This window comes from Bradyrhizobium sp. LTSPM299, assembly GCF_000938235.1.
Lineage (GTDB): Bacteria > Pseudomonadota > Alphaproteobacteria > Rhizobiales > Xanthobacteraceae > Bradyrhizobium.
Genome location: NZ_JYMU01000058.1, coordinates 124,144 through 145,079, shown reverse-complemented (window position 1 = coordinate 145,079; position 20,936 = coordinate 124,144). Strand labels below are relative to the sequence as shown.

Genomic DNA, 20,936 nt, shown 5'->3' with positions numbered 1-20,936 from the left:
ACATACTCGGTGTCGTCCCAGGCTTGACCCGGGACCCATAACCACCAATGGCAATTGTTGCGCGACGCTGGGGCCACAGCTTACTTCAACGACACAATCCTGTGGTCATGGGTCCCTGCTTTCGCAGGGACGACAGCGGAGTCTCACATCAGCCGCATCCCCTTCAGACTCGCATGCCCGTTCTTGCCGACGATGATGTGATCGTGCACGGCGATTCCGAGCGGCTTGGCGATCTCGACGATGGCCTTCGTCATCTGGATGTCGGCCTGCGACGGCGTCGGGTCGCCGCTCGGGTGATTGTGCACCAGGATCAGCGCGGTCGCAGACAGTTCCAGCGCGCGCTTGATCACCTCGCGCGGGTAAACCGGGGTGTGATCGACGGTGCCGGTCTGCTGCACCTCGTCGGCGATCAATTGGTTGCGCTTGTCGAGGAAGAGCAGGCGAAACTGCTCCTTGTCGGCGAAGGCCATGCTGGAGCGACAATAGTCGATCACCTCGTTCCACGACGACAGCGCGATGCTGCGCTTGATCTCGCCCTTGGCGATCCGTCCGGCGGCTGCGGCCAGCAGCTTGAGCTGGTTGATCGAGGCATCCTTGATGCCGTCGACTTCGCGCAGCCGCGCCACCGGCGCATGCACGACCTCGGCGAACGAACCGAACTTCTTCAGCAGTGCCTTTGCCAGCGGCTTGGTGTCGCGGCGCGGGATCGCGGCGAACAGCGCCATCTCGAGCAGCTCATAGTCGCTCAGCGCCTCGGGACCGGCAGCGTAGAAGCGCTCGCGCAGCCGCTCGCGATGGCCGTGGTAATGCGGCGTCTCGTCGGACTCGTCCTCGCTGTGACCGGGCTTGGCAGGCATCGGCCACAACCATGCCGTGCCCGCCGGGTTTTGCAAGCGCCGATGCTACAGCGACGAGCCGGACCGGTTTACCGGGCCCCGCTTCGGTCATTCCACCACACGCCGGAACGGTCCCCGTCCACCTCCATAACGCACCGCGTTCCTGTCTCAGCTCTCCTTGGCGCGATGAAGCGCAACGCCGACAATCACGAGACCAATGCCGAAGAGTTCGGCGATCGTCGGGATCTGCCGCAGAACGAGGAAGCCGATGGCGGTGGCGGTCGCGGGCAAGATGGAAAGCAGGATGGCGAAGGTGGCGCGCGGAAGTCGCGCCATTGCAAGTTGGTCAGCGACATAGGGAATGACCGACGAGGAAACCCCGACGCCGATGCCGGCCGCGAGCAGGCGAATGTCGAGGAAGGCCGGCGCGGCTTCTCTGATCCCGACGGGCAAGGCGGCGACCATGGCGATCAGCATGGAAAGGCCGAGCCGGTCGATGCCACCACGGCCGGAGATGCGGTGGCCAAGGACGATGTAAAGGGCGAAGAGCGCGCAATTGGCGAAGGCGAAGACGTAGCCAAGGGGGGCGCCTTCAAAGCGCACGTCGGTCAATACGGCGACGCCGCAGATGGCGACGGCGAGGGCGGCGAAATTTCGGATCGACCGGACGCCGACGGCGGCAAGACCAATCGGCCCCAGGAATTCGATCGCGCCCACCGTGCCGAGGGGGAGTTGATGGATGGCGAGATAGAACAGCGAGTTCATGGCGGCCAGCACCACGCCGAGACCGACCACCGTCCATCGCTCCGACACGGTCAGCGTTCGAAAATAGCGCCATGGCCGTCGCCAGATCGCGAATACGATTGCGGCGCTCGCGATACGGAGCCACGCGACGCCGAGCGGCTCGATTTTTGCGAACAGCATGACCGCAAAGGCCGGGCCCAAATAGTGGAAGACGGCGCTGACGAGGAAATAGGCGTGCGGTGGCACCCGATCGGCCAAGGTCGGCTTGGAAGTCGAGTTTGGTGTGACGGCGCCGCTGTCCATGGATTCTTATCGATAGTAATCGTCAGGTGGTCCATAGCACTTTGAAGGGCAGAGCATGTCTGTTCCTTCAGATGTGAGGAGATTTATGTGTCCAACCTTCAGCGGTCGCCTCTGCTTTCAGACCCGACCAATGTGCAGATTCTGAAAGCGCTGGCCGCCAGGCCGCGTATGCCGAACGCGGAGCTCGCGCGAGCGGTGGGGATGTCAGGCCCCGCCGTCCGCGAGCGTGTGCAACGTCTCGAGGATGTCGGGCTAATTCGCGGGATCAGGCTCGATCTCGATCCGGCGCTTCTCGGCTATCCAGTCGGCGTGCAAGTTCGGATCAGGCCCATGCCGGGTCAGATTCAAAAGATCATCGAACTGGCGCGGAGCACGCCTCGTGTGGTCGAGTGCCATCGGGTTACGGGCGAGGATTGCTTTGTCATGCGCCTTCATTTGGAAAGCATCGATGTGCTCGATAGCGTGTTGGACACCTTCCTGTTCTACGGGCAGACCACCACCTCGATCATTCAGTCTTCGCCGGTTCCGCCAAGAGCGCTACCGCTTTCGGATGACGGATCGTGATCACTTCACCGGCGGCGAAAGGTGCCCGCGTGACCTCGTTCAAAGTAATCAGGGCCCGCGCCGAGAAGCGCAAGGGCGGGGCGAAGGCGCTGGAGAAGGTGTTGCGGCCGGTCGCGAGCGCCAAGGCACTGGCAAAACTCGGCGACGACCGCGTGCTGGCCGAGATGACCAGGCGCGTGTTCAGCGCGGGCTTCGCGTGGAGCGTAATCGAGGCGAAATGGGAGGGCTTCGAGGCGGCGTTCCTCGGCTTTGCGCCGGCCGAGCTCGCATTCCAGCCCGACGAATATTGGGAGAGGCTGACCAGCGACGCCAGGATCGTGCGCAACGGCGCCAAGATCATGTCGGTGCGCGACAACGGCCGTTTCGTGCAAGAGATCGCGCGCGAGCACGGCGGCTTCGGCAAATTCCTCGCGGCCTGGCCGTCGTCGGATGAGATAGGGCTGCTGGACTTGCTGGCCAGGCGCGGCAGCCGGCTCGGCGGGCAGACCGGGCAGATGCTGCTGCGCTTCCTCGGCTGGGACGGCTTCGTCACCTCGCGCGATGTCGTCGCCTGCCTGCGCGATGCCGGCCTCGATATCGCCGAGGAGGTCAAATCGAAGCGCGATCTCGCCAAGGTTCAGGCGCAGTTCAATGCCTGGGCCGAGGAGACCGGTTTGCCCTACGGGCACATCTCGCACATCTGCGCGATGTCGATCGGAGAGAACCGCACCGCGGAGGAGATCGTCGCGCGGACGCGGAGCGACCACTGATTGCGCTGCACAAATTCGTGACTTGATTTCGGGATCGATTGTTTCCTAAATGGCAAAATGAAAGCGATGGCAAAGTCGACACAAGAGGCCGGACGCCCGCGGGGGCGGCCGCGCGAGTTCGATGTTGACGAGGCGCTCGACAAGGCCATCAGGGTGTTTTGCGAGCAGGGCTACAATGCCACCTCGATCGGCGACCTGACTGCGGCGATGGGGCTGGCGTCAGGCAGCATCTACAAGGCCTTCAGGGACAAGCGGGCGGTATTCCTGGCGGCGCTCGATCGCTACAAGCTTCTGCGCAACGAGCAGCTTGCATCGGTTGCCCGCACAGGGTCGGCGCGCGATCGGCTGCGTGCGGTGCTCGGCTTCTATATCGATTCATCGAAGGGCGTCGAAGGTCGGCGCGGCTGCATGTTCGTCGGTAGCGCGGTGGAGCTTGCGATCGTCGATCGGGAGGTCGCGGCGCGCGTCGGCGCCAGCCTCTCGCGGAATGAGGCGTTTCTGGTGGATTTGATTCGGCAGGGACAGGTCGACGGTTCGATTTCGGGGAAGATCAACCCTGAGGACACCGCGCGCATCATGGTCTGCCTCACGCAAGGCCTGCGGGTGGTCGGAAAATCCGGGCGCGCCCCGTCTGACACGTCAGCCGCAGTCGATATCGCGATGAAACTGCTCGCATGATCTTTTGGTTATTTAGGAAACAATCGTTCCCAAAATATGGAGACTCCATGACGACGATCACATCCGACACCCGGCCGGAGCCGGACTCGGTGTCCACCTGGCTCACCTTCCTGCTGGCGCTGTCCTGCGGTTTGATTGCAGCCAACATCTACTATGCCCAGCCGCTGGCAGGGCCGATCGCCGCCGAGCTCGGCCTGCGGCCGCAATCCGCCGGCCTGATCGTGACTATGACCCAGATCGGTTACGGCGTCGGGCTGCTGCTGATCGTTCCGCTCGGCGATCTCATCGAGAACCGCCGGTTGATCACGTCCGTGATCGTGCTCGCCGCAGTCGCGCTGGTCGCGGCGGCGCTATCGACGCATCCGCTGCCGTTCCTCGCCGCCGCGCTGTCGGTCGGCGTCGGATCGGTCGCCGTGCAGATCCTGCTTCCCTATGCGGGTCATCTGGCACCCGAGCGTATCAGGGGCCAGGTCGTCGGCAATGTCGCGAGCGGCTTGCTGCTCGGGATCATGCTGGCCCGCCCGGTGTCGAGCTTCGTCGCGTCGGTGTCGTCCTGGCATGCGGTCTACTGGATGTCGTCCGCGATCATGGCGGCACTGGCCATCCTGCTGCGCTGGACGTTGCCGCCACGCATTCCGCAGGGACGTCTTGGCTATGGCGAGCTGATGCGCTCCATGGTGCGTCTTGCCCGCACCACGCCAATCCTGTGGCGGCGCGCGCTCTATCAGGCCAGTCTGTTCGCGGGCTTCAGCCTGTTCTGGACCACCGTGCCGCTCGTGCTTGCGGGGCCCGCCTTCCGGCTGTCGCAGTCCGGAATCGCGGTGTTCGCGCTGATGGGTGTTGCAGGTGCCATCTCTGCACCGATCGCGGGGCGCCTCGCGGATCGGGGCTGGACGCGCCCCGCGACCGCCGCATCGATGGTGCTGACCAGCGCCGGATTTGCGCTCACACTTGTCGTCGCGCCGGGCTCGATGCTTTCACTGGTGCTGTTCGTCGTAGCCGCAATCGCGATCGATTTCGGCGTGCAGGCCAACGTCGTGCTCGGCTTCCGCACGCTGTTCCTGCTTGGCGCGGACTCGCGAAGCCGGCTCAACGGGCTTTACATGGCGACGTTCTTCCTGGCCGGCGCGCTCGGTTCGGCGGTCGGCGGCTGGGCCTACGTATCAGGCGGCTGGCTGCTCGCGGCCGCCATCGGCGGCGTGCTGCCGCTCTTCGCGCTCATCTATCTCGCGACGGAGAAAAAGTAGATGCGGACCGGCGCAGTCTCAGACTGCGACCCGTTACACTTGGACCCGTTACACTTGCACCCACGGCTTCTCGCCGTGGCGCTCGGACAGCGTGAAGATCTCGACGCCGTTGGCGGTGACGCCGACGGAGTGTTCGAACTGCGCCGACAGCGAGCGGTCGCGGGTCACCGCGGTCCAGCCGTCGGACAGGATCTTCACATGCGGCTTGCCGAGATTGATCATCGGCTCGATGGTGAAGAACATGCCGGGCCGCAGCGGCACGCCTTCGCCGGGCCGGCCGATATGGATGATGTTCGGCTCGTCGTGGAACAGGCGGCCGAGGCCGTGGCCGCAGAAATCGCGCACCACGCTCATGCCTTGCGGTTCGACATAGCTTTGGATGGCGTGGCCGATATCGCCCGTGGTGGCGCCGGGCTTCACCGCGGCGATGCCGCGCATCATCGCCTCATAGGTCACTTCGATCAGCCGCTCGGCCTTGCGTGCGATCGGGCCGATCGCATACATCCGGCTGGAATCGCCGTACCAGCCGTCGACGATGAAGGTGACGTCGACATTGACGATGTCGCCTTCCTTCAGCGGGCGGTCGCCGGGCATGCCGTGGCAGACCACGTGATTGATCGAGGTGCAGGTCGAGTAGCGATAGCCGCGATACATCAGCGTCGCCGGATAGGCGCCGTGGCTGAAAGCGAAGTCGCGGACGAACTCGTCGATGACAGAGGTCGCGACGCCCGGCTTGACAATGTCGGTGAGCGCGTCGAGGCATTTTGAGACCAGCGCGCCCGCCTTGCGCATGCCGGCGAAGCCGTTCTCGCCGTGCAGCTTGATCTGGCCGGTCTTGCGGAGGGAGGTGGTGTCGGTGGTCTCGATATAGCTCATGGGCGGATCGCTTCAGGGGCAAAAGGGCTGATTTGAGGGTCTAATTTAATGATCGGGGCGGCAGGTGCAAGCCAAGGTTGGGCATGGGGACAATGCCCGAACGGTTGATGTTAGCTGGAAACCTCCACCACACTCTCCACCGGCAGCGCGCCGCCGCGGACCCGGAGTTCCCGCACCGGATAGGGCACCTTGATGCCGTTGCCCTTGAAGCCGTCCCACAGCGCCAGCATCACGTCGCTTTTCACCCTGTCCATGCCGTCGGGGTCGGCGATCCAGAAGGTCAGCGAGAATTTCATGCCGAACTCGGCGAATTCGGTCAGGACGCAGGATGGCGGCTTGCCCTTTGTCGCGCGCTCATGGGCGGCGGCGGTGTCGGTCGCGAGCTTGCAGACCAGCCGGGGATCGGCGTCGTAATTGGCGGCGAAGGCGATCTTCACCAGCGTGTTCTTGTCGGTATAGGTCCAGTTGGTGACCTTCTGCGTCACCAGGTCCTCGTTCGGGATCAGGAATTCGCGGCCGTCGCCGGCGGCGACCGAGATGTAGCGGGTCTTCATCGCGCTGATCTTGCCCTGGCTCTCGCCGATGGTGACGAGATCGCCGGGCTTCACCGATTTGTCGACCAGGAGAATCAGCCCGCTGATGAAATTGGCGACGATCTTCTGCAGACCGAGACCGATGCCGACGCCGGCCGCACCTGTGAACACCGCCAGCGCAGAGAGGTTGATGCCGACCGCGTCGAGCGCGATCGCGATCGCCACCACCATCAAGCCGATCCGGATGATCTTGACCAGCAGCACCTGGATCGACGGCGTCAGGTCGGTGGCGCGGTTGATGCGGCTCTCGGCGAAATTGCTGGCGATATTGGTCAGCCACAGCGCCACGATCAGCAGCGCGCAGGCCTTGATCAGCAACAGCGGCGTCAACCGCAGGCCCCCGACCAAGATCCCGACCGAATCCAGCGTGTCGGCGGCCCAGTCGATCTGGCCGATGATGCTCAGCGCCGCGACCAGCCACGCCGCGATCGATACCAGCTTGACGATAAAGGCGTTGTCGATCACCGACGTCACGAGGCGGATCACCAGCCAGGCCAGCGCCAGTTTCGCGGAGACCGCAATCAGATAGCTGCGGCTCGGCCAGGTCATGTGCCACATGACGATGCGCGAGACGACCATCAGGACCGCGAACACGGCGGTCGAGGCACTCTTCACCATCACGCGCGCGAAGTGCCGCAGCGGCAGCGGCCAGCGGATCGCCAGCGACGACATCTCGACCCGCGCGTGGATCGCGGTGTCGGCCGCGTACGCAAACCCCGCGGCCGCGAGGATGATGCCGAATTGCAGGTAGAACCATGGCGAGGTGATCTCGGCGCCGACTGAGCTCGCCGCCATTTTGATCGATTCCAGGAGGTCGTTCAGGCCCATGTCCATCGGCTTAATCTCAATCTGCGCGCGGGTCAGGCGAATGTGATTCGAATGCCCGGTAGAATCCCACAAAGGCGCCTGTGCGACCATCGATACAACACGGTGCCGAGGCGACGTCGGGCTGTAAATGCGGGCACATTGCCGCTGATGTCATAAAATGGGTTGGCGTCCAAGTGTGGCGACGATAAGGATGCAATTGCAAGTATTTCACACATCTGAAGGCGCAAGCTCTAAAGGTCCATGGCTTCCCTCGACTCGGTCAGCATAGCGATCCTGCTCGGCGCGGCTCTGGTGATGGCCGGCATCCTGTCGAGCCTGCTGGCATTGCGGTTCGGCGCCCCCCTGCTGCTGGTGTTCTTGCTGGTCGGCATGCTGGCCGGCGATTCCGGGCCGGGCCGGCTGCAGTTCGACGACGTCCGCACCACCTATCTGGTCGGCTCGGTGGCGCTGGCGCTGATCCTGTTCGACGGCGGATTGAAGACGCGATTTACCAGCATTCGCACCGTGCTGGCGCCCTCGATGATGCTGGCAACCGTCGGCGTGCTCTTGACCGCGCTGATCACGGCGCCGGTCGCCCGTTATGTGCTCGATCTCAACTGGACCGAGTCGTTCCTGGTCGGCGCCGTCGTCGCCTCGACCGACGCGGCGGCGGTGTTCCTGCTGGTGCACACGCAGGGCCTGCGGCTGCGCCCGCGCGTCGGCGCGACGCTGGAGGCGGAATCCGGCACCAACGATCCGTTTGCGGTCTTCCTCACCCTGATGCTGGTCGAGTTCATCTCGGTCGGCCAAAGCTCGGCGTTGCACATTGCGATGGAGTTCATCCAGGAAGCGGTGCTCGGCGCCATCATCGGTGTGATCGGCGGGCGGCTGGTGGTGGTGGCGCTGAACCGTGTGGCACTGCCGCAGGGCCTGCACGCGCCGTTCGTCACGACCGCCGCGCTGGTGATCTTCGGCGGCTCGCAGATGGTGCATGCCTCGGGCTTTCTCGCCGTCTACCTGGCTGGCATCATCATCGCCAACCGGCCGACCCGCGCGCATAATTCCGTGGTGACGTTCCTCGACGCCGCGACCTGGCTGGCGCAGATCGTGATGTTCGTGCTGCTCGGCCTCCTCGTGTCGCCACATCGCCTGCTCTCGAGCGCGGGCGGCGCGGTGGCGGTGGCATTTGCGCTGATGCTGGTGGCGCGGCCGCTGGCGGTGCTGATTTGTCTGGCGCCGTTCAAGTTCAACTGGCGGGAGAAGGTCTTCATCGCCTGGACCGGGCTGCGCGGTGCGGTCGCGATCTTCCTGGCTTCGATCCCGATGCTGGTGGGGCTGTCGAAGGCCTATCTGTATTTCGACGTCGCTTTCGTCGTCGTCATCATCTCGCTGTTGTTGCAGGGCTGGACGCTGGCGCCGGCGGCGCGGCGGCTGCATGTTGCGCTGCCGCGCGCCGAACGCGGCCCGCGCCGTGTCGAACTGGACCTGCCGGGCCAGCTCGAGCAGCAGCTGGTCGGCTATCCGGTGCGGCCGAAGAGCCTGTATTTCCGGCGCGGGCTGATCCCGTCCTGGTCGAAGCCGACCTTGGTGATCCGCAATCAGCAGATCCTGACCCCCGTCGAGGCCGACCCGGTCGCACCCGGCGACTATATCTATCTGCTGGCGCCGCCGGAGCGTGCCGACGCGCTCGACCGCTTCTTTGTCGACATGGCGCCATCGAGCACGCCCGATCCGCATCTGCTTGGCGACTTCATGGTGTCGGGCGAGCACACGCTGGGCGAGCTTGCCGAGATCTATGGCGTCAAGGTCGACGAACAGCAGGCCAAGCTGACGCTCGCGGACTATTTCGACGTCAACCTCGACCGCGCGCCGAAGCAAGGCGCCGAGCTCGCGCTTGATTCGATCGTGCTGGTGGCGCGCAACATCGGCGGCGGTCGCGTCAATGTGGTCGGCCTCCGCCTGCCGGAGGAAGAGGAGGAGGACGTGCCGCAGACGCGCATGCAGGCGGTCCGGCGCAAGCTCGCCGATATCTGGGCATCGGTGGCGGGCGTCTGAACCTTCAGGCCGCGGCTCACTGCTTGCGCAGGAAGCTCGAATCCGGCGCGAATTTCTTGATCATCTCCGACAGGTCATCGTCGACCGGCGCGCTCGGCGGATCCTTGGCGGCAGAGGCGGGTGTGACCGGATCGGCGGGGCTGGAGGCCTTCTCGCCGGAGATCTCGGCAAGCGCCGCGAGCAATGATTCATCCAGATCGTCGGCTGGCGTGCTTGCCGGCGGGACCGGCGGCGGAACGGGCTTCTGCTCCTTCGGCGCAGTGCGGATATCCGGCTCGCGCTTCGTCGGCAGAGGCGGGGGCTCCGGCATTGGAGCAGGCTTCGGCGGATCGACCCGCCTGGCGGAGGCCTCCGCGACGGCGGCGATCAGTGACGCTTCGAGGTCGGCAGGTGCGCTTGCCGGCAGCGGCACCGGCACTGGCGGCGGCGATTGGCCAAGCTTCGGATCGTTGGGCGCGCTGCGGAAAGCCGGCTCCCGCCGCGTCACCGGCGATGGCCGGACCTCTGCCGCCCTGGCTGGTGGTGGCGGATCTGGCCGCTCGGCGGGGGATTTGGCGGATGCCTCTTCGAAAGCCGCGATCAGGGACGCTTCGAGGTCTGCGGCCGGGTCGGCCGGTACGGGTGGCGGCCGCAGTCCCGGTGGCGGAGCCGCGGGCGGGGACGGCCGGCTGCCGCGGGCGCGTGCGATGATCCCGTCAACGATCGCGCCGAGCCGGCTCTTGTCGGGCGCGGCGAGATAGCTGATCGCCAGCTCGTCGACATATTGCGGGCCGTAATCGGCAAGGACATTGGTCAGCTGCGCGATATCGGGATCGCGCTCGACCAGCTGGCGCCAGGCCTCCTTGTCGTAGGGCGCACCGTTGCTCTTGGAGGGCCATGCGACGCGGCGGGGCTGACGTGGCGGGGGGGGGCCGTCACGCGAGACGACAGGCTCGAATTTCGGCGGCTGCAGCTCGGGTCCCGTCAGGGCAAGGTTGAGGCCCGCCGGAACCGCTGCTGCGACATCGGTCCGGCGCCGGCTCCGCTCGGCGACCTGGAGCGAGATCAGCCCGACGCCCATCAGCAGGAATCCAAGCGCAGCCCATGCGACCGTGGCGCACATGAGCATTCCGATCAGCAACGATATCCAGCCAGCAAATCGCAAAACGTATCTTCTCCATGTGTCCGACCCGACGTTCCAACGTGGGCCTAACGGATAAGCTTGGCTATCTTATGCCGACTTTCGTGGAAACAGAATGCTACTGGGGGCCCGTCAGCACCTTGACACCGCCGAAGGCGGTGACCTGGCCGCGGCGCAGCATCACGATCTGGGTGGCGAGCTGGCGAAGCTCGGCCGCGTCGTGGCTGACATAGACCATGGGAATACCGGCCTCGTCGCGCAGCCGCGCCAGATAGGGCAGGATCTCCAGCTTGCGGCCCGCGTCGAGCGCGCCCAGCGGCTCGTCCAGCAGCAACAGCCGCGGCTTGGACAGCAGCGCCCGGCCCAGCGCGACGCGCTGGCGCTCGCCGCCCGAAAGCTTCCCGGGGCGCCGGTCAAGCAGTGCGCCGATGTCGAGCAACTCGACCACGCGCTTGTGCTGCACCGGGTCGTCGGCGAGGCGGTTCATGCGGCGGCCATAGTCGAGATTTTGCCTGATATCGAGATGCGGAAACAGCCGCGCATCCTGGAACACGTAGCCGATGCGGCGGCGATAGGCCGGGACGTGGATAGCGGCGGCGGTATCGTCGACGGTTTCGCCGTCGATCACGATGGTGCCGCGGTCGGGGCGCAACAGCCCCGCAATGGTATTGATCAGCGAGGTCTTGCCGGAGCCGGAGGCTCCGAACAGGCCGATGACGCGGCCCTCGCCGGTGAACGAGGCCGCGAGCGTGAATTCTCCAAGCTGCTTGGTGATGTCGACGCGCAGCATCGTCATTGTCCGTGCAAGCGTGCGGTGGCGCGGCGTGCGAACCATTCCGCGGCAATCAGCGCACCCATCGCGATCGCGACCGAAATGATCACGAGCCGTCCTGCGGCGGCGTCGCCGTCCGGCGTCTGGATCAGCGAATAGATCGCCGACGAAATGGTCTGGGTTTCGCCGGGGATGTTGGAGACGAAGGTGATGGTCGCACCGAACTCGCCGATCGCCTTGGCGAAGCCGAGCACCATGCCGGCCAGCACCCCCGGCAAAGCGAGCGGCAGCGTCACCGTCGCGAACACCCGCCATGGCGCTGCGCCGAGCGTTTCGGCCGCCTGCTCGAGCCGCCGGTCGACCGCCTCGATCGAGAGCCGGATCGGCCGCACCAGCAGCGGAAACGACATCACGCCGCAGGCCAGCGCTGCGCCGGTCCAGCGGAAAGCGAAGACGATGCCGAGATGTTCGGCAAGCCACGCGCCGACCATGCCGCGCTTGCCGAATGTCAGCAGCAACAGATAGCCGGTGACGACGGGCGGCAGCACCAGCGGGAGATGCACGGCGGCGTCGAGGATCGATTTGCCCCAGAAATCGCGCCGCGCCAGCAGCCACGCGAGCGCGATCCCGAACGGGGTCGCCACCAGCGTTGCGATGACGGCGACCCGCAATGAAAGCAGGATCGCCGTCCATTCGGTCGGCGAGATCTCGAACACGTCGGTTACGTCGTCGGGCTGATCAGGAACTTGAAGCCGTATTTCTCGAGGATCGCCTTCGCCGCCGAGGAGCGCAGGAAAGCGAGATAGTCAGCGGTCTCCGGCTTCGCGGTCGTGGTCGCCGCGACCGGATAGATGATGGCGGGATGGGTGTCGGCCGGGAAGGTGCCGACGATCTTGACGCCGGGCTCGACCTTGGCGTCGGTCGAATAGACGATGCCGAGCACGGCTTCGCCGCGCGCCACCAGCGTCAACGCCGCGCGCACGCTTTCGGCCATCGCGAATTTCGGCTCAGCCGCCTGCCACGCGCCGAGCTTCTCCAGCGCCGCCTTGGCGTATTTGCCGACCGGCACCGCCTTGACGTCGCCGGTCGCGATCTTGCCGTCGCCGGCGAGCTTGGCGAGGTCGAAGCCCGGGCCGATATCGACGTTGTCGATCTTGGAATCCTTCGGCGCAATTAGCACGATGGAGTTGCCGAGCAAATTGACCCGGGTCGGCTCGTTGATGGTCTTCTGCTTGATCGCGTAGTCCATCCAGTCGGTATCGGCGGAGACGAACGCGTCGGCCGGCGCGCCCTGCTCGATCTGCTTTGCCAATGCCGAGCTCGCGGCATAGCTGGCGTTGATCTTGACGCCGGTCTTGGCGGTGTACGCGGCATCAATGTCGTCGAGCGCATTCTTCATCGAGGCCGCGGCGAAGACGGTGAGTGTCTTGTCGTCGGCGCTGGCGGGCGAATGCATCGCGCCGAGCAGGATGAGGAAGGCAGTGAGAAGTCCGGCAATACGTGACATGGAAGGCGCTCCGTGCGGGCTCGCGCGCGAACGGGCACGCGCAATCAGGCGTTGGCTTGAGGTCTGGGTCGCGACGGGCGGAAGCGCTGTTCCGCTGATCCCGCAAGGACTTACGGTCCGAAAGGATATCGCACTGCAACCATAGCAGGCTGCGGCTTAGGGTAAAGGCGACCCTTTGTCTAACCCCTACTCGGAGGGCAGGATCGAGATCGAGATCGCGTTCTCCCTGGCGCCGCTGACCTGCAGGACGAGGGGGCTCGCGGCGAGCTCGACCTTGATGGTCTTGCGGATCCCGTCGCAATCGGTCGCGCCGCTGAATGCCTTCGGCTTGAGGAAATGGCCGTCCTGCACCACGTCAACCCAGGCACCGGCCGACAGGCTGATGGTGTAGAGCCCGGCCTTCGGTGCCGTCTTGATGCTGGTGAAGCCGGCAAAGGTGCCGTCCTTCGGCGCGCGTTCCGGTGGCGTGGGGAGTTTGGCATCACCAGGTGCGACCAACGCCAGTGTGATGCCGGTCGACGGCAACGCCGCCTGCTCGCTCCCGGACGCAAGCTTGACGCGATCGGGTGCGGTGAGCGCAGCGCGCTCGCGGTCGATCGGCCATTTGAACTTGTCGCAGCCGCTCGGCTCCTCCGCTGCGAAAGCGGGGGCTGAGACGAGCAACAGCAATACGGCGAAGAGCGATTTGCGCATGTCCAGTCCACTGCAATTTTGATCACGTCGTACGTGAAGAAGTTTAGCGCATCTCGGGGACAAATGAAAATCAAGCTGCGGAGAGCCCGGGCTTCACTCCGAAGCGTCCCCGTGCAGTGCGATCTTGGCACCGTCGGTGTTCTCGAACATGACAGCCACCTTGTTGCCGTCGAATGTCAGGGTCCAGGTCTGGACTTCACCATGTCCCAGAATCCGGCGCTCGAGCGCGAATGTATGTTCGTTGATCCAGCGGCCTCTGGCGGCGTTGATGCCGTACATTGCCGGTGGGCTCTTCCGGAACGTGCCGTCGAGCCCCATCAGTCCGGTGAAGCGATCCTCGGGGCGATCCGCTCTTCCGCTCTCGGTGGTGATGACCCAGGAGGAATCCGACTCCAGAAAGTTCAAGGTGAAGGTCTTGATGTGCAGCACGTTTATGTCGAGCTGATAGGTCCGTCCCGAGACCATCTTTGCCAATTCCGGCGTACCGCCCAGCGCCGAAGGCCGTTCCGTCGCCGCCTGATGGATCGATGCGGCCAGCAGGGATGTCGCGATCGGGTCTGCGGGTATTGCGGTGTCGGATTTGACCGCGCTCGAGATGTCGTCGATCAGGCGGGGCACCGAGTAATATTCGTCGTCCCGCAATATGCCGGTTGTCACCGCAATGATGTCGAGCTTCGGCAGCACCAGGATCAGTTGCGAATGGCGGCCGCGCGCCATGTACGCCCCTTTTTCCGGGAGCGACCACCACAGGTTTCCGTAGTGAAATCCGTACGTCGCCTGAACCGGGCCGGCCTTCGCCCTTTCGACCCATGATGGCGGGATCAATTGCTTGCCGTCCCACATTCCGTTGTGGAGGTAGAGATAGCCGATCCGCGCCATGTCGTGCGGCGCCAGGTAGAGTCCGGATTCGCCGTCGCTGACGCCCTGGGCATCGATGCGGCCCCACGCTGCGCTGGTGATGCCGAGCGGCGAGAACAGTTCCTTCTTGGCGAAGTCAAACGCACTCTGCCCGGTCTTCCGGGTGATCAAGGCGGAGAGCACATAGGGATTTCCGCTGTTGTAGTAGAATTGGCTTCCCGGCGCATTCGACATCGGCTGGTCGAGCACGAACGCGGTCGGGTTCGGGCTGCGATACATCTGCATGATGGTCTCGTCCGACGTATAGGCCTTCTCCTGCCACTTGATTCCCGACGTCATGTCGAGAAGGTGCTGGACCGTCATGGCCCGCTTGTTGTCGTCGTCGTTCGCGTGCGGCTTGTCGGAGAAGAGATCCAGAATACCAGGATTGGCGTTGTCGAGCTCACCGTGCTCGACTTCGATTCCGACCAGCGTTGAGACGACGCTTTTGGTCACCGATCTCAGGTCATGGCGGATGCCGGCGATATAGGGCGCGTAATAGGCTTCCGTGACGATGCGCCCGTGCCGGATGAGCATCAGGCTGTCGTGCTTGTATCCGCCGACGTTCTCCACGAGCCGGGCGAGGCTCGCCGAGTCCATGCCTTGCTCCTCGGGCGTCGAAACCGGCCACGCTTTGGTCGGCCAGGGAATATTGGGAGACTCTTGGTCGTCGGCTGCGTTCGCGGGCGTGCTCAACCCCGCAAGGCATTGCAGCGTCGCGATCAGCGCCGCCGTCATCGCAATTCTGAGAAGCATGTCGGCTCTCCGGTCGATGTTCGTAACCGTTGCGTTGGAAGAGCAGTACTAACTGAAATTGAGGCAACAATGAATGGCCGTTGGCGAAATCCGCCTTCGCGCCGCTATTGCTTCGCATCCGGTGCGTTCAGCACGGTTTTGCAAGCTGCAGGCAGCTGCGCCAGCGTCATCGGCGGGCGCGGTTTCGCCGGCTCCGGCGACGGCTTTGGATGCAGCACGGAATCCTTGAACCAGTAGGCCAAGTCGGACGGCTTGCAGCCCTCGTCCTCGGATTGCGACTTCTGTCCCTCGCATTCGGGACTGCCGGGCGGACATTTGATGCGGATGTGGAAGTGATAGTCGTGGCCCCACCACGGCCTGATCTTGGACAGCCAGCTGCGGTCGCCTTTGGCCTCGCGGCACAGCGCTTTCTTGATCGCGGGGTTGACGAAGATGCGTTGCACGGCCGGCTCCTGCGCCGCGTCGCGGATGACGAGCAGATGACCCGGCGTGAAGACGCGCGGATCGATGTCGAGCCGGTCGTCGCGCACCATCATCACTGCAGACATGTCCTCGCGATCTTCGCGCGACAATTTGCGATTCGGCATCGGCGTCAGCCAAATGTCGGCGTCGAGCCCGATCTGGTGGCTGGCATGCCCGCTCAGTGCGGGGCCGCCGCGCGGCTGGCCGATATCGCCGACCAGGATCCCCGGCCAGCCGGCGTCCTTGTGTGCCTTGGCCGACAGCCGCTTCAACAGCGCGATTATGTCGGGATGACCCCAGTAGCGGTTGCGCGACAGCCGCATCACCTGCCAGGTATCACCGTTGAGCGGCATCTGCTCGGCGCCGGCGAGACAGCCTTTCACGTAGGAGCCGATCGCCTGCGTCAGCATCGCAGCCGGCAGCACCTTGCGCGCGAACAATTCCCTGGCCCCGATCTTCGGATCGTTCGGGTTGGCGAGCGGCGGCAGTGGTTTTGGATTGACGGAGCCCTTGTCCTGCGCCCATGCGAAGATGGTGCAGGCAACGAGGGCGGATAGCAGGAGCGGGATCAGAAGCAGGCGGGGTGTCATCGGATCACTCTAGTCTGCGCGAAGCTAACATGGATTTGACGCTCGCGGATCGCGCTTTCATCCCAATTGCTTGATCGCCCACAGCCTCGATTAAGATTACCCGCGGCTTCTTCCCTCCGCGTGTGATGGTCGGACTTTACAACAGGCGGCAGCCGGCGACATCATGCGGTCAATTCATAAACGGTCAAATAATTCAGGGCGGGCGTTATTATGACAAGCGTATTTGGCGTACGGCTGGTCTTTGCGGCCGCGATTGCTGTTTTGACATCGGCGCTCTCTCCAGCGCATGCCGACGTCGTCGTCCACATCGACAAATCGTCGCAGCGCATGGCCGTCAGTGTTGATGGCGCGATGCGCTACGAGTGGCCGGTGTCGACCGGGCGTAGCGGCTATGGCACGCCGAATGGCGTTTTCCATCCGCAACTGATGGCGCGCCGCTGGTATTCCCGGAAGTACTACAATTCGCCGATGCCGCATTCGATCTTCTTCTATGGCGGCTTTGCGATCCACGGCACCAACGATCTTGCCTGTCTCGGCGGGCCGGCCTCGCATGGTTGCGTCCGGCTGCATCCGTCACATGCCGCGGTTCTCTATGGGCTCGTCGAGCGCAACGGCCGCGGCGGCACGCGCATCGAGATCACGAATTAGTCGTGATCGAGATCACGAACTAACCGTCCGCGGTGCGAAGGATGAGCTGAACCGCATCGCGTCTTAACTCCGCGATAACCCTGCTATTCGCTGACAAATATTGATGCGATCGGCAGGACTTCAGCGCGTTCATTGTGCAATCGCGTTTCCGTTTACGCATTCCTCACCATGGACAGGTGCTTCCGCCTGCGAATTTGATGTGCTTGCCGCTTTCACGGCGTCGCGCACTCGTGCTGCATGCAACCCGCCTCTAAAGCAGGCAGGCCGCGGGATTCCGTTCGGCACGGCTACCCGCCAATAGATACCAATTTTTCAGATACTTATCGCAGAAATACCGCCGAGTTGGACTACGCGTGGGGCGTGCGATACCGATGATGCGGCCGAAGAAAATCAAGAAACCGAAACAAGCCAGAGTGTCCCGTCTCCGGGGTCATCAGGCCAAAGCCCTGCCGAAACTGTCGGGCGGTTCGCGTCGCGCCGCCGCCGAAATCGGCGAGCTGGTGCGCCAGCGCGCCCAGGCCGAGGCGGCGATTGCGGATGCGCGCAAGTCGAACGAGCTGCTGCGTGAAGCGATCGATATCCTGCCGCAGGGCATCGTGTTTCTCGACCCCGAGGGCCGCTACACCCTCTGGAACAAAAAATATTCGGAAATCTACAAGCGCAGCTCGGATCTCTTCGAGTACGGCGCGCGGCTGGAAGATACCATTCGCATCGGCGTCGAACGCGGCGACTATCCCGCGTCCAAGGGCCGCGAGGAGGAGTGGATCGCCGAGCGGGTCAGCAGGATGTATCAGCCGGGCGAGCGGCACGAGCAGGTGCTGGCCGATGGCCGTGTCGTCCTGATCGAAGAGCGGCTGACCTCGGATGGCGGCATCGTCGGCCTGCGCGTCGACATCACCGAGTTGAAGCAGCGCGAGGCGTCGTTCCGCCTGCTGTTCGATGGCAATCCGGTGCCGATGATCGTGTGCGCGCTCGATGGCGAGCGCATCCTCAGCGTCAACGACGCGGCGATCGCCCATTACGGCTACGCCCGCACCGAGTTCGAGAAGCTGACGATCAAGAACCTGCAGGCGTTCGATACCGAATTGCCCTGGGCCGCCGGGCGCAGCAGCGACGAGCAGGCGGCGCGAACCTGGAAGCACGTGCGCGCCGACGGCACGCTGATCGATCTTGCGATCTATTCGCGCCAGCTGATGCACGGCGACCAGCCGGCGATGCTGCTCGCGCTGATGGACATCACCGAGCGCAAGCGCGCCGAGGCGCGGCTTGCCTTCATGGCGCAGCATGACGGCCTGACCGGCCTGCCGAACCGCAATTTGCTGCGCCAGAAGATGGACGAGATGCTGCTGCACACCCGGCGCAGCTCGGACAAGGTCGCGGTGCTGATGCTCGGGCTCGATAATTTCAAGGCGGTCAACGACACGCTCGGCCATGGCATCGGCGACAAGCTGCTGCGCGGCGTGGCCAAGCGTCTGCGCTCGACCTTGCGCGACGAGGACGCGCTGGCCCGTCTCAACTCCGATGAGTTCACCATCGTGCAGAACGGCGTGGTGCGGCCCGAGGACGCGGTGCTGCTCGCCAAGCGTATCCTGGACGCGATCGGCGAGCCCTATCTGCTCGAGGGACATTCGGTGTTGATCGGCGCCAGCATCGGCATCGCGATGTCACCCGGCGACGGCGAGGATTCGGAAAAGCTCTTGAAGAGCGCCGACATGGCGCTGTCGCGCGCCAAGAGCGAGTTCCGCGGCACCTTCTCCTTCTTCGAGGCGGAGATGGATGCCCGCGCCCGGAGCCGTCGCAAGATCGAGACCGATCTGCGTGATGCGATCCAGAACGAAGGCCTGCGACCCTACTACCAGCCGCTGATCGATCTCGCGAGCGGGCGCATTACCGGCTTCGAGGCGCTGGTGCGCTGGCCGCATCCGGAGCGCGGCATGATCTCGCCTGGCGAGTTCATTCCGGTGGCCGAGGAGACCGGCCTGATCAATGCGCTGGGTGGGCTGATGCTCCATCGCGCCTGCATGGACGCGGCGCAGTGGCCGGATGATGTCCGCGTCGCGGTCAATTTGTCGCCGCTGCAATTCCGTACCGGCAATCTGTTGCCGCTGGTCACCGACGCGCTGAAGCGATCCGGTCTGCCGGCGCGGCGGCTCGAGCTCGAGATCACCGAGACACTGCTGCTCGAGAAGAGCAGCCAGGTGCTGGCCACGCTGCACGCGCTCCGCACCCTCGGGGTGCGCATCTCGATGGATGATTTCGGCACCGGCTATTCGAGCCTGAGTTATTTGCGCAGCTTCCCGTTCGACAAGATCAAGATCGACCAGTCCTTCGTGCGCGATCTCGGCTCCAACCGCGACGCACAGGCGATCGTGCGTTCGATCATCAGTCTCGGCATGGGGCTCGGCGTCACCATCACGGCGGAGGGTGTCGAGACCGAATCGGAGCTGAGCTGCCTGCGCGCCGAAGGCTGCCACGAGGGCCAGGGTTTCCTGTTCAGCCGAGCCCGGCCGAATGCCGAGATCGTCAGCCTGCTGACGGCCCAGCGCGGCGCTGAGATGGAATCGGCGCTGGTGGCGTAGTCATCCGGTCTCTGCAGATCGGTGGGCAAAGCGAAGCGTGCCCACCATCGCGAGCACGACACTTGATGGTGGGCACGTCGCTTGCGCTCCTTTGCCCACCCTACGAATGGGCACCTACCCCGGCTTCTTCCTGTTCAGATGATAGGTCAGCGCGAGCGCCACGCAGTGGCGCAGCGCAGTCTCCGGCAGCTTGTCGGCGACATCGAGCAGGATCGCGCGATTGCCGCTGTAGCTGAGTTCGGGATAGAGCTCGCGGAACGTCTCGACCAGATTGGTCTGGCAATGGAAGTAGATCGCGACCTGGTCCGCGGCCGGCTTCACCTGATCGATCCGGATGGTACTGCCGCTTCCGGTTTTCGGCGTGAGATAACTCGGCTGTCCCCATTTCAGCGTCTCTTCGAGTGCACCGACGCCCTTGGTCGCTTTGGCGGTATCGAGGATCAGGCGCCTGAGCGCCAGCAATCGGGTCTTGACCGGTGCGGGATACGCGGCGAACAGCGCGTCTGCGGAATCCGGGTTGCCCCGGCGCGGCTTCGTTGTCACATTGGCGGTCGATTTTTTCACCGGTCTGGTCATGGCGGCTCCGCAGGCATTCCGTCCCGGAAACTAGGCCACCCAGCGATCCAGCGGAAGCCCATGGTTGAACCGCTGTCGTCGCCGTCTCGTCTTAAGCGTAAGCGGGACGCAAGAGCGGGATGAGCCCGATGAGTGTTGGTACCACCGTTCCACCGGTCGCGGCGTCGTCGCCGCTCTACGCGCGGTTCTCGCGCCGCTTTCGCGGCATCTTCATCGACTGGGCCATCACGCTCATTGTGATCTTCGGCGCGTTGCTGGTGGCCTCCACGGTGGCGACCGACACGCTGTCGCGTGCGCTCGGGATCGTGGTGATTGCGGTGCTGTTGCTTTACGAGCCGATCCTGGTGTCGTTTACCGGAGGTACCGTTGGACATCATCTGACCAACCTCCGCGTCGTCGATGACGCGACCGGCGGCAATGTCGGTTTCCCGAAGGCGTGTGCCCGGCTTCTGCTCAAGAGCCTGCTCGGCTGGTATTCGTTCGTCATTCTCGCGGCGACGCGCCGCAATCAGGCCATTCACGATCTGGTGACGCGATCGACGGTGCAGATCCGCGATCCCGCCAAGGCGCGATCGGGCCAATTTGTCACCGAGCGAGCCGAGCCCGCGGCAGCCCGGATGCCGGCGCGCTGGGAGCGCGTATTGACGATCTGCGTCTATCTCGTGCTGCTGTTCCTTGCCTCTGCCGGCGCCGCCGTGATCCTGGAGTCGGGGCCGTGCCTCGACGGCAGCCATTGCTCGGGGGCGGACAGGATCTTCGAACTTGCCCTCGACACTGCAGTTTTGCTGCTGATGGCGGTGATCATCGCAGCGGGTTGGCGAGGCAAGTTGTTTGGCGCGCGGGCACGCCGGGCGTCACGATGAGAGCGCGCCTTGGCCGTCATA

The 20,936-nt window shown here is 64.4% G+C and carries 20 protein-coding genes; 8 read left to right on the top strand and 12 right to left on the bottom strand.

The features are described 5' to 3' along the window. Positions 1 to 143: 143 nt before the first annotated feature. Entirely contained in the window at positions 144 to 857 is a 714-nt protein-coding gene (gene radC, locus UP10_RS29725) for a RadC family protein (protein ID WP_044590879.1), read from the bottom strand. 147 nt (positions 858 to 1,004) lie between these two features. Then, positions 1,005 to 1,631, bottom strand: coding sequence for an EamA family transporter (locus UP10_RS29720; RefSeq protein ID WP_245321938.1), 627 nt, complete (start codon positions 1,629 to 1,631; stop codon positions 1,005 to 1,007). 339 nt (positions 1,632 to 1,970) lie between these two features. Here UP10_RS29720 and UP10_RS29715 point away from each other — a divergent pair, with 339 nt between their 5' ends. The 4 genes from UP10_RS29715 to UP10_RS29700 all read left to right on the top strand — a co-directional run bounded on the left by UP10_RS29715 (position 1,971) and on the right by UP10_RS29700 (position 5,121). After that, positions 1,971 to 2,447 (top strand): Lrp/AsnC family transcriptional regulator, encoded by a 477-nt coding sequence (locus UP10_RS29715; protein ID WP_044590744.1) that lies wholly within the window; start codon positions 1,971 to 1,973, stop codon positions 2,445 to 2,447. Positions 2,448 to 2,476: 29 nt separating this feature from the next. Further along, the gene (locus tag UP10_RS29710) at positions 2,477 to 3,196 is read left to right on the top strand and encodes a DNA-3-methyladenine glycosylase I (protein ID WP_044590743.1); all 720 of its coding nucleotides are present in this window, start codon (positions 2,477 to 2,479) and stop codon (positions 3,194 to 3,196) included. A gap of 66 nt (positions 3,197 to 3,262) precedes the next feature. After that, a complete protein-coding gene (locus UP10_RS29705) occupies positions 3,263 to 3,874 on the top strand; it encodes a TetR/AcrR family transcriptional regulator (protein WP_349643986.1) in 612 nt (203 codons plus the stop codon). Between the two features lie 47 nt (positions 3,875 to 3,921). Continuing rightward, a complete protein-coding gene (locus UP10_RS29700; protein WP_044590741.1) occupies positions 3,922 to 5,121 on the top strand; it encodes an MFS transporter in 1,200 nt (399 codons plus the stop codon). Positions 5,122 to 5,169: 48 nt separating this feature from the next. Here the strand turns inward: UP10_RS29700 and map are convergent, their stop codons facing one another. Both map and UP10_RS29690 read right to left on the bottom strand, forming a co-directional pair. After that, complete coding sequence (map, locus tag UP10_RS29695; RefSeq protein WP_044590740.1) at positions 5,170 to 5,997, bottom strand: type I methionyl aminopeptidase; 828 nt, start codon at positions 5,995 to 5,997, stop codon at positions 5,170 to 5,172. Between the two features lie 110 nt (positions 5,998 to 6,107). After that, entirely contained in the window at positions 6,108 to 7,424 is a 1,317-nt protein-coding gene (locus tag UP10_RS29690) for a mechanosensitive ion channel family protein (RefSeq protein ID WP_044590739.1), read from the bottom strand. Between the two features lie 234 nt (positions 7,425 to 7,658). Between UP10_RS29690 and UP10_RS29685 the strand changes: the two genes are divergently transcribed. Further along, complete coding sequence (locus tag UP10_RS29685; protein ID WP_044590738.1) at positions 7,659 to 9,452, top strand: potassium/proton antiporter; 1,794 nt, start codon at positions 7,659 to 7,661, stop codon at positions 9,450 to 9,452. Between the two features lie 16 nt (positions 9,453 to 9,468). Here UP10_RS29685 and UP10_RS29680 read toward each other — a convergent pair whose 3' ends face one another. The 7 genes from UP10_RS29680 to mepA all read right to left on the bottom strand — a co-directional run bounded on the left by UP10_RS29680 (position 9,469) and on the right by mepA (position 16,249). Then, positions 9,469 to 10,554: a hypothetical protein gene (locus UP10_RS29680; protein ID WP_156180332.1), complete on the bottom strand. Its 1,086-nt coding sequence runs from the start codon at positions 10,552 to 10,554 to the stop codon at positions 9,469 to 9,471. 136 nt (positions 10,555 to 10,690) lie between these two features. Further along, entirely contained in the window at positions 10,691 to 11,362 is a 672-nt protein-coding gene (gene modC / locus UP10_RS29675) for a molybdenum ABC transporter ATP-binding protein (RefSeq protein ID WP_044590878.1), read from the bottom strand. A gap of 2 nt (positions 11,363 to 11,364) precedes the next feature. After that, positions 11,365 to 12,060 carry a molybdate ABC transporter permease subunit gene (gene modB, locus UP10_RS29670; RefSeq protein WP_044590736.1) on the bottom strand — a complete coding sequence of 232 codons (696 nt, stop codon included), beginning with the start codon at positions 12,058 to 12,060 and terminating at the stop codon, positions 11,365 to 11,367. A gap of 5 nt (positions 12,061 to 12,065) precedes the next feature. Beyond that, on the bottom strand, positions 12,066 to 12,851 hold the full coding sequence (gene modA, locus UP10_RS29665) for a molybdate ABC transporter substrate-binding protein (RefSeq protein WP_044590735.1): 786 nt from the start codon (positions 12,849 to 12,851) through the stop codon (positions 12,066 to 12,068). Between the two features lie 186 nt (positions 12,852 to 13,037). Then, on the bottom strand, positions 13,038 to 13,544 hold the full coding sequence (locus UP10_RS29660; protein ID WP_044590734.1) for a hypothetical protein: 507 nt from the start codon (positions 13,542 to 13,544) through the stop codon (positions 13,038 to 13,040). A gap of 93 nt (positions 13,545 to 13,637) precedes the next feature. Further along, positions 13,638 to 15,197 carry a serine hydrolase domain-containing protein gene (locus UP10_RS29655; RefSeq protein ID WP_044590733.1) on the bottom strand — a complete coding sequence of 520 codons (1,560 nt, stop codon included), beginning with the start codon at positions 15,195 to 15,197 and terminating at the stop codon, positions 13,638 to 13,640. A gap of 104 nt (positions 15,198 to 15,301) precedes the next feature. Beyond that, positions 15,302 to 16,249, bottom strand: a complete 948-nt coding sequence (gene mepA, locus UP10_RS29650; protein ID WP_044590732.1) for a penicillin-insensitive murein endopeptidase — start codon at positions 16,247 to 16,249, stop codon at positions 15,302 to 15,304. A gap of 210 nt (positions 16,250 to 16,459) precedes the next feature. Here mepA and UP10_RS29645 point away from each other — a divergent pair, with 210 nt between their 5' ends. Together UP10_RS29645 and UP10_RS29640 are read left to right on the top strand one after the other, a co-directional pair. Then, positions 16,460 to 16,897, top strand: coding sequence for a L,D-transpeptidase (locus tag UP10_RS29645; protein WP_044590731.1), 438 nt, complete (start codon positions 16,460 to 16,462; stop codon positions 16,895 to 16,897). Between the two features lie 374 nt (positions 16,898 to 17,271). Then, on the top strand, positions 17,272 to 19,476 hold the full coding sequence (locus tag UP10_RS29640) for a putative bifunctional diguanylate cyclase/phosphodiesterase (RefSeq protein ID WP_082077314.1): 2,205 nt from the start codon (positions 17,272 to 17,274) through the stop codon (positions 19,474 to 19,476). Between the two features lie 114 nt (positions 19,477 to 19,590). Here UP10_RS29640 and UP10_RS29635 read toward each other — a convergent pair whose 3' ends face one another. Next, positions 19,591 to 20,052 carry a DUF1801 domain-containing protein gene (locus tag UP10_RS29635; protein WP_044590730.1) on the bottom strand — a complete coding sequence of 154 codons (462 nt, stop codon included), beginning with the start codon at positions 20,050 to 20,052 and terminating at the stop codon, positions 19,591 to 19,593. A gap of 128 nt (positions 20,053 to 20,180) precedes the next feature. Here UP10_RS29635 and UP10_RS29630 point away from each other — a divergent pair, with 128 nt between their 5' ends. Next, a complete protein-coding gene (locus UP10_RS29630) occupies positions 20,181 to 20,915 on the top strand; it encodes an RDD family protein (RefSeq protein ID WP_197086916.1) in 735 nt (244 codons plus the stop codon). Positions 20,916 to 20,936 lie beyond the last annotated feature (21 nt).

Bases quoted from the DNA above. Each gene is read 5' to 3' on its own strand.
- modC (WP_044590878.1), bottom strand. From the start codon at position 11,362: ATGCTGCGCGTCGACATCACCAAGCAGCTTGGAGAATTCACGCTCGCG.
- radC (WP_044590879.1), bottom strand. From the start codon at position 857: ATGCCTGCCAAGCCCGGTCACAGCGAGGACGAGTCCGACGAGACGCCG.
- UP10_RS29690 (WP_044590739.1), bottom strand. From the start codon at position 7,424: ATGGACATGGGCCTGAACGACCTCCTGGAATCGATCAAAATGGCGGCG.
- UP10_RS29685 (WP_044590738.1), top strand. From the start codon at position 7,659: ATGGCTTCCCTCGACTCGGTCAGCATAGCGATCCTGCTCGGCGCGGCT.
- modA (WP_044590735.1), bottom strand. From the start codon at position 12,851: ATGTCACGTATTGCCGGACTTCTCACTGCCTTCCTCATCCTGCTCGGC.
- UP10_RS29655 (WP_044590733.1), bottom strand. From the start codon at position 15,197: ATGCTTCTCAGAATTGCGATGACGGCGGCGCTGATCGCGACGCTGCAA.
- mepA (WP_044590732.1), bottom strand. From the start codon at position 16,249: ATGACACCCCGCCTGCTTCTGATCCCGCTCCTGCTATCCGCCCTCGTT.
- UP10_RS29630 (WP_197086916.1), top strand. From the start codon at position 20,181: ATGAGTGTTGGTACCACCGTTCCACCGGTCGCGGCGTCGTCGCCGCTC.
- UP10_RS29640 (WP_082077314.1), top strand. From the start codon at position 17,272: ATGCGGCCGAAGAAAATCAAGAAACCGAAACAAGCCAGAGTGTCCCGT.
- UP10_RS29660 (WP_044590734.1), bottom strand. From the start codon at position 13,544: ATGCGCAAATCGCTCTTCGCCGTATTGCTGTTGCTCGTCTCAGCCCCC.
- UP10_RS29645 (WP_044590731.1), top strand. From the start codon at position 16,460: ATGACAAGCGTATTTGGCGTACGGCTGGTCTTTGCGGCCGCGATTGCT.
- map (WP_044590740.1), bottom strand. From the start codon at position 5,997: ATGAGCTATATCGAGACCACCGACACCACCTCCCTCCGCAAGACCGGC.
- UP10_RS29705 (WP_349643986.1), top strand. From the start codon at position 3,263: ATGGCAAAGTCGACACAAGAGGCCGGACGCCCGCGGGGGCGGCCGCGC.
- UP10_RS29700 (WP_044590741.1), top strand. From the start codon at position 3,922: ATGACGACGATCACATCCGACACCCGGCCGGAGCCGGACTCGGTGTCC.
- UP10_RS29635 (WP_044590730.1), bottom strand. From the start codon at position 20,052: ATGACCAGACCGGTGAAAAAATCGACCGCCAATGTGACAACGAAGCCG.
- UP10_RS29680 (WP_156180332.1), bottom strand. From the start codon at position 10,554: ATGTGCGCCACGGTCGCATGGGCTGCGCTTGGATTCCTGCTGATGGGC.